The organism is Yersinia sp. 1252 StPb PI (genome assembly GCF_048593885.1).
Classification (GTDB): Bacteria; Pseudomonadota; Gammaproteobacteria; order Enterobacterales; family Enterobacteriaceae; genus Yersinia; species Yersinia enterocolitica_E.
This window is the reverse complement of record NZ_JAZGQE010000114.1, coordinates 1-15,867: the sequence shown is the minus strand read 5'-3', so window position 1 is coordinate 15,867 and position 15,867 is coordinate 1. Positions and strand designations below refer to the sequence as shown.

Genomic DNA, 15,867 nt, shown 5'->3' with positions numbered 1-15,867 from the left:
ATTGTTAGCGCCATCTTGTAAGGAACGATAAAGGGGGATCGGTGCAACAGTCGTCACGGAGCATGGCCAAAGGGGGGGTTAGCGATGCTGGTTCACCTGACTCACTTACTCGTCTAAGCGCATCGGGACGCAGTTCACCCGTGACTCTAATTACTTTGGGTATATTTTGGCAGTAACAGATTTCATAAAATAATAATTAGGCAGAAAGAGCCGGAAGCGATATTTCTGCTGTGGTGAGCTATTGCCGACATTAATAAAAAATAAATTTTCACCTGTCCGCCAGGCGGCATTGCTGCAAGTAAAAAACGCCTGCGGAAAAGGTTGTTGATAAATTTACACCTCATGGAGATCGTGTAATGGTTAAGGTTAACAAGGGTTTTAGAAAATCTCACTGTGCGGCATTAGTGATAGCTGCAATTATCTCATCTCAGGCATCCGCCGCTGAAACAAAAAATACCACGGCAACCGACACCATGGTTGTCACGGCATCCGGTTTCCAACAACGCATTCAAGATTCTGCGGCATCTATTTCTGTGGTTACCCGCGAGCAGATTGAAAATAAAGCCTACCGTGATATTACCGATGCGCTGAAAGATGTTCCCGGCGTTGTTGTCACCGGTGGTGGTAGCCACAGTGATATCAGTATTCGTGGCATGTCCGCTAAATACACCCTGATTCTGGTGGATGGTAAACGTGTTGATACCCGTGGCACCCGCCCTAACAGCGACGGTTCAGGGATTGAGCAAGGCTGGCTGCCACCACTTGCCGCCATTGAGCGTATTGAAGTTGTACGTGGCCCGATGTCCTCTTTATATGGTTCGGATGCCATGGGGGGGGTAATCAACGTCATTACCCGGAAGGTGGGTAAAGAGTGGCAAGGCACGGTGCGCGCAGATGCCACCTTGCAGGAGGATTCAGACTCCGGCGATATATATCAGACCAATGCTTACGCTTCTGGTCCATTAATTGATGGCTTGCTGGGATTGAAAGTTAGCGGGCTTCTCTCGCATCGTAGCGAAGATAAGATAATAGATGGCTACAATGAACAGCGCATGAGAAACGGTGCGGCAACATTTACCCTGACTCCTGATGATAAAAACGAATTTGATTTTGATATCGGCCATTATGTGCAGGACCGAAACTCAACCGCCGGGCGTTCAGTGGCATTAACCGGTAAAAGCAGTGACGTGCAATATGACCGTAATAATTATGCGATTACCCACCACGGTTATTATGATTTCGGTAATTCAACCAGCTATGTTCAACGAGATGAAACCCGTAATCCATCACGTGACATGAAGAGTGTTGATAATATCTTTAATAGCCAAACCTCATTCCTGTTCGATAGCCATACTTTAATTCTTGGCGGTCAATATCGTTATGAAGAGCTGAATGACAAGGGTAATCAATTAGCCTCCGCCAAAGATTTGACTAAATTGACCCGTTGGAGTTGGGCGTTATTTGCAGAAGATGAATGGCAGATGACCAATGATTTCGCGCTGACTGGCGGTGTCCGTATGGATCAGGACGAAAACTATGGTACTCACTGGACACCACGTCTGTACGGTGTCTGGCATCTGGCTGAACAATGGACATTAAAGGGCGGGGTATCCGGTGGCTATCGTTCACCTGACTTGCGTCAGGCCACGGAAAACTGGGGGCAAATCACCGGCGGTGGTCGGGGTGATCCTGCTATCATTGTCGGTAATGCCAACCTGAAACCAGAAAGAAGTCTCAGCCAGGAAATTGGTGTGCTGTGGGATGATCAGGAAGGTATGAATGCCGGTGTGACACTGTTTAATACTGATTTTAAAGATAAAATCACCGAGGTACGCCGTTGTACTGATACCACGGGCAATGCGTCCGGCCAATGTATGATCAATGGTACCAGCTATAAATTTATTAGTGATCGCACCAACGTGGATAAAGCCATGACCCGTGGTGTGGAAGCGACTTTCGGTTGGGAAATCAATAAAGCCTGGTCACTGACATCGAACTACACCTTTACTCAATCTGAGCAGAAAAGTGGGCAATTCTCGGGTCAACCGTTGAACCAGATGCCTAAGCACATGTTGAACGGTACGCTGAACTGGCAGGCAAATGAAGAATTAGCCACCTGGGTTCGGGCTAACTACCGGGGTAGAACATCAGAGTATCTTGATCGTACCAGTATGGGCAATAAAACGCCGTCTTACACTTTTGTCGATTTAGGGGCTAACTATCAACTGACCAAAGAGTTCCGTTTGATGGGCGGCGTGTATAACGTACTGGATAAACGAGTGGATATCGAAGTTAACGATAAAGTGCTGGATGGGCGCCGTTATATGGTTGGTGCCAGCTACGATTTCTAATTTCCCTTTGTCCTTGAAGCCACAGGGGTGTTAGCGGCGTTCACTCACCCGAATCACTTGACTGAGTAAGCTCATCGGGATTTGTTCGCTTGCTGCCTACCTGTGACTCCAATGACTTTGGGTACTCCCTTTGTCCTTGAAGCCACAGGGGCGTTAGCTCACCCGAATCACTTACTTGTGCAAGTGATTCGGGATTAAGGAGCCTTTTGAGGCTCCTCCTACATAATTAACTCAGGCCAATATCAATCACTTTTTTGAATGCAGCGCGTTGTGACACGCTGTGATACCACCGCTGTAAACTCGGCAGTGATGGACGTTCGATCGACAGGTTAAACCAGGCATAGGCCAGGCACCCTAACGGGATATCCCCAATACCGAATTTATCGCCAGACAGATACGCTTGTTTCTCAAGTGCGTGATCGGCAATTGCCATCAGGGTATTGAGTTGTGTCATACCCTGAGCAATTTTCACTTTATCCTGCTGTTCTGGTGGGGTGCGTACCAACCCGATAAACACCGCTTTAAACGGCTCCACCATGCTGGAGGTGGCCCAATCCATCCACTTTTCTGCCCCTGCGCGTAACTGTGCATCAGGTAAATAAAGTGCACTATCGCCGTATTGTGCGGCCAGATAGCGGACAATCGTATTGGACTCCCACAGGATGAAGTCTCCATCTTGCAGGCAAGGGATCAGGCCATTTGGATTCATTGAGCGATACCGGGGGTCATTGAGCTTGCCATATTGGCCACCGACATCAATGCGCTGATAGCTGATACCCAGTTCTTCTAAACACCAAAGTACTTTTTTGACATTGGTCGAGTTATTCCTACCCCAAACAGTCAGCATATAATTCTCTCTATTTATTTGATTTTTATCTACCAACGCCCCTGAAACAGCGTTATTTAACGCCGTTGCCAATGGTGGATATCCCAGTCATGCAATATTGCCAAATCCACTAATTCATTACCGGGATTAATCACTGCCGCATGATCAACATATTCCAGCAGCGGCTTGTCATTAATCGAGTCGCTGTAACCGTAGGTATGCTGAAAATCTAACTGAGGCGACGCCATGAGCCACTGTTTTAACCGTTCTACTTTGCCTTCACGGTAAGTCAGGGTGCCATAGGTCTTGCCGGTGTAGCGGTTATCCTCCACCGCAACACCGATAGATAATGCTGCATTGGCAGAGAAATGCTGCGCAATAGGGGTAACCAAATGTTCGCCGGTAGCTGAAATAATCACGATGTAATCACCGCGATTACGGTGCCAGGCCAGTAGCTTCCTGGCTTGCGGATAGATTCGTGGCAGAATATCTCGCTCGATAAAACGCTCAACCCAGCCAGCAACTTCAGCCGTATGTTTGCCGATTAAGGGCGACAATGTTGATTCCATATAACAGGACATCGACATCTGCCCTTGATAGTACTGTTTCATCAAATACTGTTCTTGTTCTGCCAGCTCAGCAGGAGCCAGCCCTTTATCAACCAGCCAGCGTAACCAAAGGCCGGAGCTATCATCGCTGATCAGCGTTTCATCGAGATCAAACAGGGCCAAATCCATTAAGCCACCTCCCGGCTGACAGAAAGATTGAAGTGAAACTTAACAGTGCATGTGCTGGACATCTGAAATTCCCCGACGGAAAAAAGGGTATCAACCGTTAAGCTAATACTTTCTAGCAAAACATGGAAGCTTACTTAGCACGGCAGGGTTGCTAGCTCACCCCTATACAGTTATGGATGGCAGATTATCTGAATATTAAGACAACGTAATGACTCTGGTTTTCGATGTTGCAGGGCTGGTGATACGGCATTGTTATCAGTAATGAAAGAAATAACATAGAACGGATTGATATTGGTGAGTTACTCAGTTTCGGTGTTAATTGTTTATATCGTTTGGATATAGATTGTTAAGTATCTAGTCGAGAACGCTCTTAAAACTGCTTTTTATCCTTAAATGACAGGTTATTAACGCGGTTTGTCACTAAACGCCCGATGGCTAAAGAAAGAGTGTTGTCGTCTGTCTGCTTTCACCCCACAGCCCAGGAGCTGATTATGCTGATTATTCGTTTATATGGTTGTCCAGTTTTCATTGGTTCTGAGCAAAAAAAGCAACCGACTGAAAATCCTGGAGTGAAACATGAGTCATCAAACACTAAGCAACCCATTATTTGTTAACCCAACCGCGGTTAACCCATTATCTGCCAACACATTACCACTATTGGATCTTTCCCTGCTTAATGGCAGTGAAACTGAACGTCAGGCATTCTTAGTCGATTTACGCCATGCCGCACGAGATATCGGATTCTTTTATCTCACCGGACATGGCATTGACCCCGCGTTATTACAACAAATCCAAACCTTATCCCGTGAATTTTTTGCCTTGCCTGATGAGGACAAACTGGCGGTGGCCATGGTGCGCTCGCCACATTTTCGTGGCTATAACCGTGCGGCCTCTGAGTTAACACGAGGCCAGCCGGACTGGCGTGAACAGTTCGATATTGGTGCTGAAAGAGCCCCATTACCGCAAACGCCGGGCACGCCAAGTTGGGCACGGCTACAAGGGCCAAACCAGTGGCCCGAGGCTCTGCCGGAATTAAAACCAACAATACTGCAATGGCAGCGGGAAATGACCGGCATGGCGCTGCGTTTGCTGCGGGCTTTCGCTCTGGCATTGGAACTGGATGAACATGCATTTGATGAGTTGTATGGCGATAAACCCAATGAACATATCAAGCTAATTCGCTATCCGGGGCGTGAAACCACGCAAAGCGGGCAGGGGGTCGGTGCGCATAAAGACTCCGGTTTCCTCAGTTTCTTATTGCAAGACCAGCAACGCGGCTTGCAGGTGGAGGTGGAGGAAGGACGCTGGATTGATGCCGCACCACGACCCGGCACCTTCGTGGTCAATATTGGAGAACTGCTGGAGCTGGCCAGTAATGGTTATCTGCGTGCCACGGTACACCGGGTGGAAACACCTCCTGCCGGTACAGACCGGTTATCTATCGCTTTCTTCCTGGGGGCGCCTCTGGATGCGGTAGTTCCGTTGTATCAACTGCCAGCGCCGCTGGTGGCGCAAGCGCGTGGGCCAGCCAGTGATCCTCATAACCCGCTGTTTCGTGATGTTGGGCTTAATTATCTCAAGGGCCGTTTGCGCTCTCACCCCGATGTTGCCGAGCGTTACTACCCTGCGCAATTGAAGCTGTAGGGGCTGGATAAGTTCATCGCGGATCGTCTGCTGGCAATCTGCCTGGCGCGCGGATTTTTGGGTAGCTTGAATTAAAAACTTTATTTTTGGGATGATGATAATGACTAAAACACGTATTTCCGGCCTGATTAGTGCCACCTTACTGACTGCATGGGTGTCTTCTTTTAGTTTGTCAGCACAGGCAGCCGAAGCGCTGCGGGTAGCCGCCGATCCGGTTCCTCATGCAGAAATTCTGCAATTTGTGCAAAAACTCGATCCCTCTCTGAATCTGAAAGTCATCGAGATCCCCAATGGTGTGAACTCGAATGAGTTGCTGGCTCACGGTGATGTCGATGCCAACTACTTCCAGCATGTGCCTTATCTGCACTCCCAGGAGCAGGCGCTGGGGCAAAAATTTGCCGTGGCCGCAACGGTGCATATTGAGCCACTTGGCGTCTATTCCCACAAACATAAAACCTTTGCTGATGTCCCGCAAAATGGCACGGTAGCGGTGCCGAATAACGTGACTAACCTCAGCCGTGCGCTCTATTTACTGAAAGATCAGGGGCTGATTACCTTGAAGCCGGGCTTTACCGATCCGGCTAAAAATCAGGCGACGCCGAAGGATATCGCGGACAATCCAAAACATCTGAAAATTTTAGAGATTGAATCACCGCAAATCCCTCGTTCATTGGATGATGTTGATTTAGCAGTGATTAATGGAAATTATGCGTTAGAGGCAGGGCTTAATCCGGCGAAAGATGCATTAGGACTGGAGAAAGCTGCCGGTAACCCTTATGCCAATATTCTGGTCACTACCCCCGCGCTGGCCAGTGATCCACGAATCAAACAATTGGCGAAAGATTTGCAGTCACCCGAAGTGGCGAAGTTTATCACTGAAAAATATGCCGGTTCAGTTATCCCTGTGGCAGGCCTTAAATCATGATTAGCATCGAACGCCTGAGTAAAACCTATCCACAAGGAGGGCTGCCAATGGTGGCCCTGGAGGAGGTCTCGCTTGAGATCCCGACAGGCTCGGTGTTCGGTATTATTGGCCGTAGCGGGGCAGGTAAAAGTACCTTAATCCGTTGTCTAAACCTATTGGAACGGCCCACTTCGGGCCGTATTCAAGTGGATGGCCGGGAATTAACCACACTTTCTGACCGTGAATTGCGGCTGCAACGGCAAAATATCGGCATGATTTTTCAGAATTTCCATTTACTTCATTCACGTAATGTATGGGACAACATTGCTGTTGGTTTGGAAATTATTGGGATGCCCAAAGCGCAACGCCAGCAGCGCGTTGCTGAGTTATTGGATTTGGTTGGCTTGAGTGACAAGGCTTATGCTTTCCCCTCGCAGTTATCGGGCGGACAAAAACAGCGCGTGGGAATTGCCCGAGCGCTGGCCGCCAAACCGTCATATCTGTTATCTGATGAAGCGACTAGCGCGCTGGACCCTGAAACCACCGCATCGATCCTGGCATTGCTCAGTGATATCAATCGCCAACTTGGATTGACCATCGTGTTGATCACTCATGAATTGGAGGTGGTGAAATCCATCTGTGATAGCGCAGCATTGTTGGAGCGGGGGCGGGTGGTGGAAACCGGCGCTATTGCTGACTTATTGGCATCAACACATTCCCGTTTAGGGCGTTCATTGCTTCCCGCTCGGGGGCCGGCGTCGTTGTCTGGTGCGCCAGTGGCGGAGCTAACCTTTTTCGATACCTTAGCGGCTTCCCCCGTGCTCAGTGAGTTGGCGCAGCAACATGCCGTAGGGGTAACCCTACTTGGCGGTGGGGTGGAATCGATAGGTGGCCAGCGGGTTGGGCGTTTGCAGGTTGATTTCAGCCACCCAGACGGCGGGTTGAGTTTAGCTGAGGTCTTACAATTTCTTAATGAGCGTGGCGTGAGGGCAGAACTGATATGAACAGCGACATGAGTTGGCAAGATCTGCTGGCACTGGTCACCAATGCCACCGGCGAAACTATCTATATGGTGGTAATTGCCACCTTCTTCACTGTATTGATTGGCTTACCACTGGGGGTGTTGTTATTTATTTCGCGCCCCAATGGGGTTTTGCCTGCCGCGCGCTTGAATACATTGGTCGGTGCCATTGTTAATTTGGGGCGCTCAATGCCCTTTGTGGTGTTACTGATTGCGTTGATTCCGATTACCCGTTGGATTATCGGCACCACGTTAGGCAGTACCGCTGCCATCGTGCCAATTACTCTGGGGGCCATCCCATTTTTTGCCCGAGTGGTCGAAGCGGCTTTGGATGAAGTGGATAAAGGGCGGATTGAAGCAATTTTATCGATGGGCGGCTCGGCACGCCATGTGATTCAAAAAGTTCTGTTGCCAGAGGCACTTCCCGCTTTATTGGCCGGCATTACCTTAACTGTCGTGATGCTGGTGGGGTTCTCATCAATGGCGGGTGTTATTGGTGGCGGTGGATTAGGTGATTTGGCTATTCGTTATGGTTATCAACGTTTTAATAATGAAGTGATGGTAGCGACATTAATCATATTGGTCATTTTGGTTCAGGGCGTACAAAGCCTGGGCGATAGATGGGTCAGGTCGTTGGCTCACCGGCGCTAAAATTTATCATCACCTATATTTGATATAACAGCCGCGGTATTCATTGCTGTGGTTTCACTGCGCAATAATGGACGTTACCGCTATCAACGCGGCAACGTCCTGTCAGCAGGCGATTAACCGTTTAGTGCTTGTGCCAAGTCCGCAATCAGGTCCTCGGTATCCTCAATACCCACCGACAAACGCAGTAATTGTGGCGTAATACCGTGTTTCAGCCGGGTTTCTAAGGGGATGGAGGCATGAGTCATGCTGTATGGCTGGCTGATTAAACTTTCCACCCCGCCCAAACTTTCGGCCAGGGTAAACAGATGTGAGCGTTTGATTACCGCGCGAGCGTATTCATCATCCCCTTTCAATCGCACAGAAATCATACCGCCGAAACCCGCCATTTGCCGTGATGCCAGCTCATGTTGTGGGTGGCTTTTCAGCCCTGGGTAATAGACATTTTCAACTTGTGGTTGCCCTTCGAGCCACTCGGCTATCTGCTGGGCACTGTGATTATGTCGCGCCATGCGCAAAGCCAAGGTACGCAGTCCGCGTAACGTCAGAAAGCTGCTGAAAGGATCTAAAATTCCGCCCACCGCATTGTGCAGAAAGCCTAACTGTGCTGCCAGTTCAGGGTTATTGCCCACCGCCGCGACGCCAGCGACCACATCAGAATGGCCATTAAGGTATTTGGTGGCGGAATGCACCACAATATCAAAGCCCAGTTCCAGCGGGCGCTGGATGTAAGGGGAGGCGAAGGTATTATCGGCCACACTGATAAGTTGATGCTTTTTGGCAATCGCCGCAATGGCCGTCAGGTCAGCCAGTTTTAGCAATGGATTGGTCGGTGTCTCTACCCAGATCATTTTGGTTTCTGGCAATATTGCTTGTTCTAATGCCTCGGTATCCGCAGGGGAGACATAGGTCACTCGCAAACCGGCCGTTCGGCTGCGAACTTTTTCCAGCAGGCGATAGGTTCCGCCATATAAATCATCCACGGCAATGATATGGCTACCCTGATCCAGCAGTTCAAGCACAGTTGAACAGGCTGCCAGACCAGAGGCGAAGGCGTAACCTCGAGTGCCCCCTTCCAGTTCCGCAATCGCCTTTTCCAGCGCGGTACGCGTTGGGTTGCCGCTACGCGAATATTCATACCCGGTATGCTCGCCAGGAGCGGGTTGTGCGAAGGTGGATGTCGCGTAAATTGCGGGCATCACCGCACCGGTGCTATCGGGGGTATAACCGGCATGAACGGTTAAGGTATCGAACTTTGCCATAATAAAAATCCTTAATATGAGAAGATTAAGCCAGCTTTTGACGCCAGGTATTCAAAACATCAGTGCGGGTAATCAAGCCAAGGAAACGCTCTCCATCCAACACTACTGCTACATGGCCATCATTGAATGTTGCCAGTAGAGAGCGGTAATCGGCCTCTTTTTGTAATGTATTCACTTGATGGGTCATGGCGGCACTGGCCGGTAATTTGAAATGGCTGGCATCTGCTTGTACGGTGTTCAGCAAGTCCCATTCGTCGATTAACCCGACCACTTTTTCGCCGTCTAATACTGGTAGCTGGGAGATGTCATACAGGCGCATTCGGGCGTGAGCCACGGCCAGCGTGTCCTGCGGTGAAACAGAAATTGTTGCGCCGTCCTCATGACGATAAGTGATGAAATCACGCAAATCGCCATACTGGGGCTTGCTCAGCAAACCTTGTTCCATGAGCCAGTAATCGTTGAACATTTTGGACAGGTACTTGTTGCCGCTGTCGCAAACGAAGGTGACCACTCGCTTTGGTGTGGTTTGCTCGCGGCAATAGCGTAATGCTGCGGCCAGTAGGGTGCCGGTAGATGAGCCTGCCAGTACCCCTTCTTCCCGCAATAACGCACGTGCGGTGCTGAAGGCTTCAGCATCATCGATGCGATAAGATTTTTTTACCTGAGAAAAGTTGCTCAGTGGCGGGATAAAATCCTCACCAATTCCTTCGACCAGCCAGCTACCCGCATCGCCAATCTGCGAGCTGTCGACGTAATCTGCCAAAATGGATCCCGCAGGATCGGCCAGTACGAACTCGGTGGCGGGTGAAACCTCGGCAAAGTATTGGCTCAGGCCGCTCAGGGTACCGCTGGAGCCAACACCCACCACGATGGCATCGACCTGCCCATCCATCTGTTGCCACAGCTCAGGGCCGGTCGATGTCCGGTGCGCCGCGGGGTTTGCCGGGTTATTGAATTGATCGATATAGAAAGCCCCCGGTGTTTCCTGCGCCAGACGCAGAGCATAGTCCTGATAATAAGCCGGATGCCCTTTGCCCACATCCGAGCGGGTCAATAGCACTTGTGCGCCCAATGCCCGCAGGTGGAAAATTTTCTCCTGGCTCATTTTATCCGGTACCACTAATAGCAGTTTGTAACCTTTTAACGCCGCTACCAATGCCAACCCAAGGCCGGTATTGCCAGCGGTGGCTTCAATGATGGTTCCGCCGGGTTGCAGCAACCCTTCTTTTTCAGCTTGCTCAATCATCGAGAGCGCGACACGGTCTTTAATCGACCCACCGGGATTCTGATTTTCCAGCTTGACGAACAGTTGGCATGGGCCGGTATCAAAGTGGGTCAGTTCCAGTAGCGGGGTGTGGCCGATAAGATCAAGTACCGAGCGTGGGATAGCCATTGCATACTCCAGCATTATTTGTTTAACAGCATAAATTGTTTAACAGCATGAATTTGGATAACAACTGATGGGCTGGATAATAGCGCTAGCGGCTTAAGCATTAAAAAGAACAAATAACCCGCCTATATTACCTTTTGTTATATGTTTATGTTTTTTTAGACGTTTAGGTGCTTAGGTGTAAGGATGTTCAGACAGGAAGATGGTTAGCCGTATAGCCATCGATATTTATAAAAAACAGTCTCTTTACAAAACAAAACGTAAAACTACGCCCAATTGGGCCAGCAATGGGATAAATTTAGAAAAGGGACTGAAATATGACTAAGCTAATATTTCAGTCTAAGTGAAAAGACGTTATTTTTTCGCTAATTGGACAGTGGTTGGTTCTGGGAATACCACTTATTTCCAATTATTAGCAAGGATACTCTGGCGACCTCATGATGAAATTTATCCTCCCCTTTAAGATAAAGAAATTAACCTTCAGTGCTGGCTTATTGCTTTTGGTGCTGCCCGCCGCGCATGCGGCTGGAGACCCGGCTGCTCCCCCGGTAGATGCCAAAGCCTATGTGCTGATGGATTACAACAGTGGAAAGGTGTTGGTGGAAGGGAACAGTGACCAGCGCCTTGATCCGGCCAGTTTGACTAAGATTATGTCCAGTTATGTGATTGGACAGGCCATTAAAGCGGGGAAAGTGCACCCTGATGATTTAGTGACCGTGGGGAAAGATGCCTGGGCTACGGGTAATCCGGCATTACGTGGCTCCTCACTGATGTTTTTGAAACCGGGCGATCAGGTGAAATTGTCCGACTTGAATAAAGGTATTGTGATTCAGTCAGGCAATGACGCCAGTATTGCGTTGGCCGATTATGTGGCTGGCAGCCAAGACAGTTTTGTTGGTCTGATGAACAGCTACGCCAAAGCCTTGGGTCTGGCGAATACTCACTTTATGACCGTCCATGGTCTTGATGCGCCAGGGCAGTACAGCACTGCGCGGGATATGGCGGTATTAGGTCAGGCACTGATCCGCGACGTGCCGGAAGAGTATGCGCTGCACAAAGAGAAAGAATTCACTTTTAATAAGATTCGTCAGATTAACCGTAATCGTCTGCTATGGAGCACTAATCTCAATGTGGATGGCATGAAAACCGGTTTTACCTCCGGCGCGGGGCATAATCTGGTCGCATCTGCAACCGAAGGGCCAATGCGTTTGATCTCTGTGGTGTTAGGTGCACCCAGTGATCGGGTTCGCTTTAGTGAAAGTGAAAAACTGTTGACCTGGGGCTTTCGTTTCTATGAAACCGTGGTGCCGATTAAAGCCACCAAACCTTTTGTGACGCAGAAAGTGTGGTTTGGTGATACCGGCGAGGCCGAGCTTGGGGTGGCAGAGGATGCCGCTATCACTATCCCGAAAGGGCAGATGAAGGATCTTAAAGCCAGTTATAAGTTGGATCAAACGGAGCTGCGTGCGCCGCTGGCCAAAAATCAAGTGGTCGGAACCATCGATTTTCAGCTTAATGGCAAGACGATTGACCAACGCCCGCTGGTGGTATTAAACGAAGTAAAAGAGGGCGGCTTCTTTAGTCGTATCTGGGACTTTGTGATGATGAAACTCAGTCAATGGTTTGGTAGCGTATTTGGTTAGTTTAAAGAAGATGATTGATTAATAAGAGAAAGGGCTACTGAAAAGTAGCCCTTTTAGCCTATTACGTGACCTGTCACTGAGATAAATCAGTTACAGGCAACGATCTTGATTGCTAACCCCCCTCGGGAGGTTTCGCGGTATTTAGAATTCATATCTTTGCCGGTTTCATACATCGTTTCGATGACTTTATCCAGACAAACACTGGGTTCGCTAGTACGACGTAGCGCCATGCGCGCAGAGTTAACGGCTTGCACCGCAGAAATTGCATTACGCTCAATACACGGCACTTGAACTTGCCCTGCCACTGGGTCACAGGTCAGCCCCAGGTTATGCTCCATCGCGATTTCTGCTGCAATGCACACCTGAGCAGGGCTACCGCCCATCAACTCAGCCAGGCCTGCTGCGGCCATGGAACAGGCCACACCCACTTCGCCCTGACAACCCACTTCAGCGCCGGAAATAGACGCATTCATTTTATACAGCGCCCCAATCACACCAGAGACCAGGAAGTAGCGACTGTATGAGTTCTCATTTACCTGACGAATGAATTTGTCGTAGTAAGATAAAACTGCCGGAATAATGCCACACGCGCCGTTAGTCGGGGCAGTCACAACCCGCCCGCCAGCGGCGTTCTCTTCATTGACGGCTAATGCATACATATTGATCCAATCGACAACCATCATCGGATCTGAGTTATTTTTATCGGTACTCACCAGCATTCGGCGTAAAGCTGCGGCGCGACGTGGTACTTTCATTGGACCAGGCAATAACCCTTCAGTATTGATGCCGCGCTCAATACCGGCACGCATCACTTCCCAGATTGCGGCAAAGTGAGCACTTATTTCGGCTTTGCTGTGCAATGCCAGTTCATTTTGCATCACTAAACCGGACAGTGATAAACCGGTATCTTTACAGTGCTTTTGCAAGTCACGGGCAGAATTGAACGGATAAGGCACAGTAATCGCTTGGCTATCTTCCTGACCAAAGTGTGCTTCATCGACAATAAAACCACCGCCGATGGAGTAATACGTTTTACTGAAAATACAGTCATCACCCGCATGAGCGCTGATGGTCATACCATTTTCGTGCAATGGCAGGTTAGTGCTGTGGAAGTTCATCCCGCCATTGGCCGGGAAATCAACTTCGTGGCTGCCGTTTGCCAACAGCAGACGTTCCCGCAACTCTACATCGCGGATAAAACCAGAGATTGCATCAATATCAACGGTATCAGGCAGATTCCCCGCCAAACCCATAATAATCGCAATATCGGTATGGTGGCCTTTACCGGTAAGAGACAAAGAGCCGTAAACATCAACAGTGATTCGGGTGACGGCAGAAAGATGCCCCAGTTCGATTAGGTCATCGGTAAACAGCTTGCCAGCCTTCATTGGGCCGACGGTATGAGAGCTGGATGGACCAATACCAATCTTGAAAATGTCAAAAACGCTGACCATATATCGCCCCTTAAAGGTTCTAATTATTAAAGTGATGACATTGCCGTGGTAGGAAGCCGGAGCGGACGCTCCGGTTTTTGAAACAATTTACAACATCAGACCATGATAACTGGCTGGCCGTGGGACGTTGGCCAGCCTCAGAATCATTTACCGAACAGGCTGAACAAGATTGCAGAGATAGCAATCAGGCCCATGATAACCACGAATACGTTGCTGATATGGCCGCTGTACTTACGCATCGCTGGAACTTTATGGATTGCGTACATTGGCATCAGGAACAACAGCATCGCGATGATTGGGCCACCCAGGGTTTCAATCATACCCAAAATGCTTGGGTTCATGGTGGCGACGATCCAGGTTGTTACCAGCATGAACAGGGCAGTAATACGGTTCAGTTTGTCATGATTGATGGTTTTTCCTTTGCTACGCAGAGACTTAATCATCATGCCATTAAAGCCTTCACGTGCGCCCAGATAGTGACCCAGGAAAGACTTGGTGATAGCGATAAAGGCAATAACCGGCGCCATATAGGCAATTATTGGAGTATTAAAGTGGTTAGCCAGGTAAGACAGAATAGAAATGTTCTGGCTTTTCGCATCCGCCAGATCCGCAGGAGACAGGCTCAGTACGCAACTGAAGACGAAGAACATAACGGTGACAACCATCATGATGTGAGCAAAAGCCAAAATGCGTGAACATTTTTTCTCTGCATCTACGCCGTACTCTTCACGTTTTGATACTGCAAACGCCGAGATGATAGGGGAGTGGTTGAATGAGAACACCATGACCGGAATAACCAGCCACATGGTCATCCACAGACCGCTACCAGTACCGTTGCCGTCCATTGATACATGTTCAAATATTGCACCGGTCCAGTTAGGGATCAGGTACACAGCCAACAACATCAATGCCGCAACAAACGGGAATACCAGAATACTCATTGCTTTTACAATGGCATGCTCACCAAAACGCACGATAGTCATCAGGCCCACGATCAGAATCAGGGACAAAATAGCGCGCGGTGGTGATGGCAGATGCATCTGGTGGGTAATGAAGCTATCAACGGTGTTGGTGATTGCCACACTGTATACCAACAAAATCGGGTAGATAGCGAAGAAGTAAAGCAGGGTAATCAACTTACCTGCGCCGATACCAAAGTGCTCTTCAACCACTTCAGTAATGTCTTCACCTGGGTTTTTGCCTGACAGCACAAAACGGCAGAGACCACGGTGAGCAAAGAAGGTCATCGGGAAAGCAATGATGGCCATTACAATCAGCGGCAGAAGACCGCCGATACCGGCATTGATAGGCAGGAACAATACGCCTGCACCGATTGCAGTACCGTACAGGCCCAACATCCACATGGTGTCACTTTTACGCCATGTGCTTGATGAAACTTTTCCCGGGGAGGCAATAGTGCCTGCTTGAGTAGTGTCCATAAAGATCTCCACTGTGAACACGTTAATTTAAAATTAAGAGCCGAAAGTTAGATACCCACTATGCATTATCGAGTTGCATAATCAGGCGAAAAATTCAGTCAAAACGATTCGTTTAAAATTGGTGCCCTGGTTATTACTTTGGTGCCGTAATCGTGCTTTATACCTAAATTGTCAAGTGCAAAATTTAACCGATATTAAGAAGATGAATTCGCGATATCGGATATTTTTGGTGTTTTTGGCAGAACAATAGTTTTTGCTGGCGGCAAGATAGCGATTTGCAGTGAAAACTACCGTGATCATGCTCCCAAATGCTTAATAAACTCGCCACTGATCATTTGTTGCGAATTTAAAACTGATTGTTATTTGAATGTTTATGATTTATCACTAGAAATAATGAAAAGTATACTTTCCCTTCTGGTCGATAAATAAACAGACTATTCTTTATTCCTTGCTTCTTGGCGTGCAATATATTTTAACCACGCTTATGGATCTAGCGGAAATCGATTTTTTCACTGATTTATTGATGAATATCATTAGTTTAAAACCAT

At 48.7% G+C, this 15,867-nt stretch carries 12 protein-coding genes; 6 read left to right on the top strand and 6 right to left on the bottom strand.

Annotated elements, in window-relative coordinates; genetic code table 11:
- Nucleotides 1–356: 356 nt before the first annotated feature.
- Nucleotides 357–2,351, top strand: coding sequence for a ligand-gated channel protein (locus V2A85_RS15810; protein ID WP_372559374.1), 1,995 nt, complete (start codon nt 357–359; stop codon nt 2,349–2,351).
- Nucleotides 2,352–2,577: 226 nt separating this feature from the next.
- Here V2A85_RS15810 and V2A85_RS15805 read toward each other — a convergent pair whose 3' ends face one another.
- Both V2A85_RS15805 and V2A85_RS15800 read right to left on the bottom strand, forming a co-directional pair.
- Nucleotides 2,578–3,198 carry a glutathione S-transferase gene (locus V2A85_RS15805; RefSeq protein WP_420071798.1) on the bottom strand — a complete coding sequence of 207 codons (621 nt, stop codon included), beginning with the start codon at nt 3,196–3,198 and terminating at the stop codon, nt 2,578–2,580.
- 56 nt (nt 3,199–3,254) lie between these two features.
- On the bottom strand, nt 3,255–3,914 hold the full coding sequence (locus V2A85_RS15800; protein ID WP_372559372.1) for an HAD family hydrolase: 660 nt from the start codon (nt 3,912–3,914) through the stop codon (nt 3,255–3,257).
- A 576-nt stretch (nt 3,915–4,490) separates the two neighbouring features.
- Between V2A85_RS15800 and V2A85_RS15795 the strand changes: the two genes are divergently transcribed.
- From V2A85_RS15795 to V2A85_RS15780, 4 genes are all read left to right on the top strand, one after another.
- Complete coding sequence (locus V2A85_RS15795) at nt 4,491–5,558, top strand: isopenicillin N synthase family dioxygenase (protein WP_420071797.1); 1,068 nt, start codon at nt 4,491–4,493, stop codon at nt 5,556–5,558.
- Between the two features lie 100 nt (nt 5,559–5,658).
- The gene (locus V2A85_RS15790; RefSeq protein ID WP_083158386.1) at nt 5,659–6,483 is read left to right on the top strand and encodes a MetQ/NlpA family ABC transporter substrate-binding protein; all 825 of its coding nucleotides are present in this window, start codon (nt 5,659–5,661) and stop codon (nt 6,481–6,483) included.
- Complete coding sequence (locus tag V2A85_RS15785; protein ID WP_372559370.1) at nt 6,480–7,466, top strand: methionine ABC transporter ATP-binding protein; 987 nt, start codon at nt 6,480–6,482, stop codon at nt 7,464–7,466. The genes V2A85_RS15790 and V2A85_RS15785 overlap by 4 nt, the downstream gene beginning before the upstream one ends.
- The gene (locus tag V2A85_RS15780; RefSeq protein WP_420071796.1) at nt 7,463–8,134 is read left to right on the top strand and encodes a methionine ABC transporter permease; all 672 of its coding nucleotides are present in this window, start codon (nt 7,463–7,465) and stop codon (nt 8,132–8,134) included. Before V2A85_RS15785 ends, V2A85_RS15780 begins: the two co-directional genes overlap by 4 nt.
- Before the next feature lie 113 nt (nt 8,135–8,247).
- On the opposite strand, the gene V2A85_RS15775 is transcribed toward V2A85_RS15780, so the two are convergent.
- Nucleotides 8,248–9,393 (bottom strand): trans-sulfuration enzyme family protein, encoded by a 1,146-nt coding sequence (locus V2A85_RS15775; protein WP_420071795.1) that lies wholly within the window; start codon nt 9,391–9,393, stop codon nt 8,248–8,250.
- A gap of 25 nt (nt 9,394–9,418) precedes the next feature.
- A complete protein-coding gene (locus V2A85_RS15770; protein WP_083158390.1) occupies nt 9,419–10,786 on the bottom strand; it encodes a pyridoxal-phosphate dependent enzyme in 1,368 nt (455 codons plus the stop codon).
- Nucleotides 10,787–11,220: 434 nt separating this feature from the next.
- Here V2A85_RS15770 and V2A85_RS15765 point away from each other — a divergent pair, with 434 nt between their 5' ends.
- Nucleotides 11,221–12,426: a serine hydrolase gene (locus V2A85_RS15765; protein WP_420071794.1), complete on the top strand. Its 1,206-nt coding sequence runs from the start codon at nt 11,221–11,223 to the stop codon at nt 12,424–12,426.
- A gap of 86 nt (nt 12,427–12,512) precedes the next feature.
- On the opposite strand, the gene V2A85_RS15760 is transcribed toward V2A85_RS15765, so the two are convergent.
- Nucleotides 12,513–13,880: an L-serine ammonia-lyase gene (locus V2A85_RS15760; protein WP_420071793.1), complete on the bottom strand. Its 1,368-nt coding sequence runs from the start codon at nt 13,878–13,880 to the stop codon at nt 12,513–12,515.
- A 143-nt stretch (nt 13,881–14,023) separates the two neighbouring features.
- On the bottom strand, nt 14,024–15,319 hold the full coding sequence (locus V2A85_RS15755; RefSeq protein ID WP_083158393.1) for an HAAAP family serine/threonine permease: 1,296 nt from the start codon (nt 15,317–15,319) through the stop codon (nt 14,024–14,026).
- Nucleotides 15,320–15,867 lie beyond the last annotated feature (548 nt).

What these genes read in the sequence shown, in the direction of transcription:
- V2A85_RS15810 (WP_372559374.1), top strand. Translation starts at nt 357, where the DNA reads ATGGTTAAGGTTAACAAGGGTTTTAGAAAATCTCACTGTGCGGCATTA.
- V2A85_RS15805 (WP_420071798.1), bottom strand. Translation starts at nt 3,198, where the DNA reads ATGCTGACTGTTTGGGGTAGGAATAACTCGACCAATGTCAAAAAAGTA.
- V2A85_RS15800 (WP_372559372.1), bottom strand. Translation starts at nt 3,914, where the DNA reads ATGGATTTGGCCCTGTTTGATCTCGATGAAACGCTGATCAGCGATGAT.
- V2A85_RS15795 (WP_420071797.1), top strand. Translation starts at nt 4,491, where the DNA reads ATGAGTCATCAAACACTAAGCAACCCATTATTTGTTAACCCAACCGCG.
- V2A85_RS15790 (WP_083158386.1), top strand. Translation starts at nt 5,659, where the DNA reads ATGACTAAAACACGTATTTCCGGCCTGATTAGTGCCACCTTACTGACT.
- V2A85_RS15785 (WP_372559370.1), top strand. Translation starts at nt 6,480, where the DNA reads ATGATTAGCATCGAACGCCTGAGTAAAACCTATCCACAAGGAGGGCTG.
- V2A85_RS15780 (WP_420071796.1), top strand. Translation starts at nt 7,463, where the DNA reads ATGAACAGCGACATGAGTTGGCAAGATCTGCTGGCACTGGTCACCAAT.
- V2A85_RS15775 (WP_420071795.1), bottom strand. Translation starts at nt 9,393, where the DNA reads ATGGCAAAGTTCGATACCTTAACCGTTCATGCCGGTTATACCCCCGAT.
- V2A85_RS15770 (WP_083158390.1), bottom strand. Translation starts at nt 10,786, where the DNA reads ATGGCTATCCCACGCTCGGTACTTGATCTTATCGGCCACACCCCGCTA.
- V2A85_RS15765 (WP_420071794.1), top strand. Translation starts at nt 11,221, where the DNA reads ATGATGAAATTTATCCTCCCCTTTAAGATAAAGAAATTAACCTTCAGT.
- V2A85_RS15760 (WP_420071793.1), bottom strand. Translation starts at nt 13,880, where the DNA reads ATGGTCAGCGTTTTTGACATTTTCAAGATTGGTATTGGTCCATCCAGC.
- V2A85_RS15755 (WP_083158393.1), bottom strand. Translation starts at nt 15,319, where the DNA reads ATGGACACTACTCAAGCAGGCACTATTGCCTCCCCGGGAAAAGTTTCA.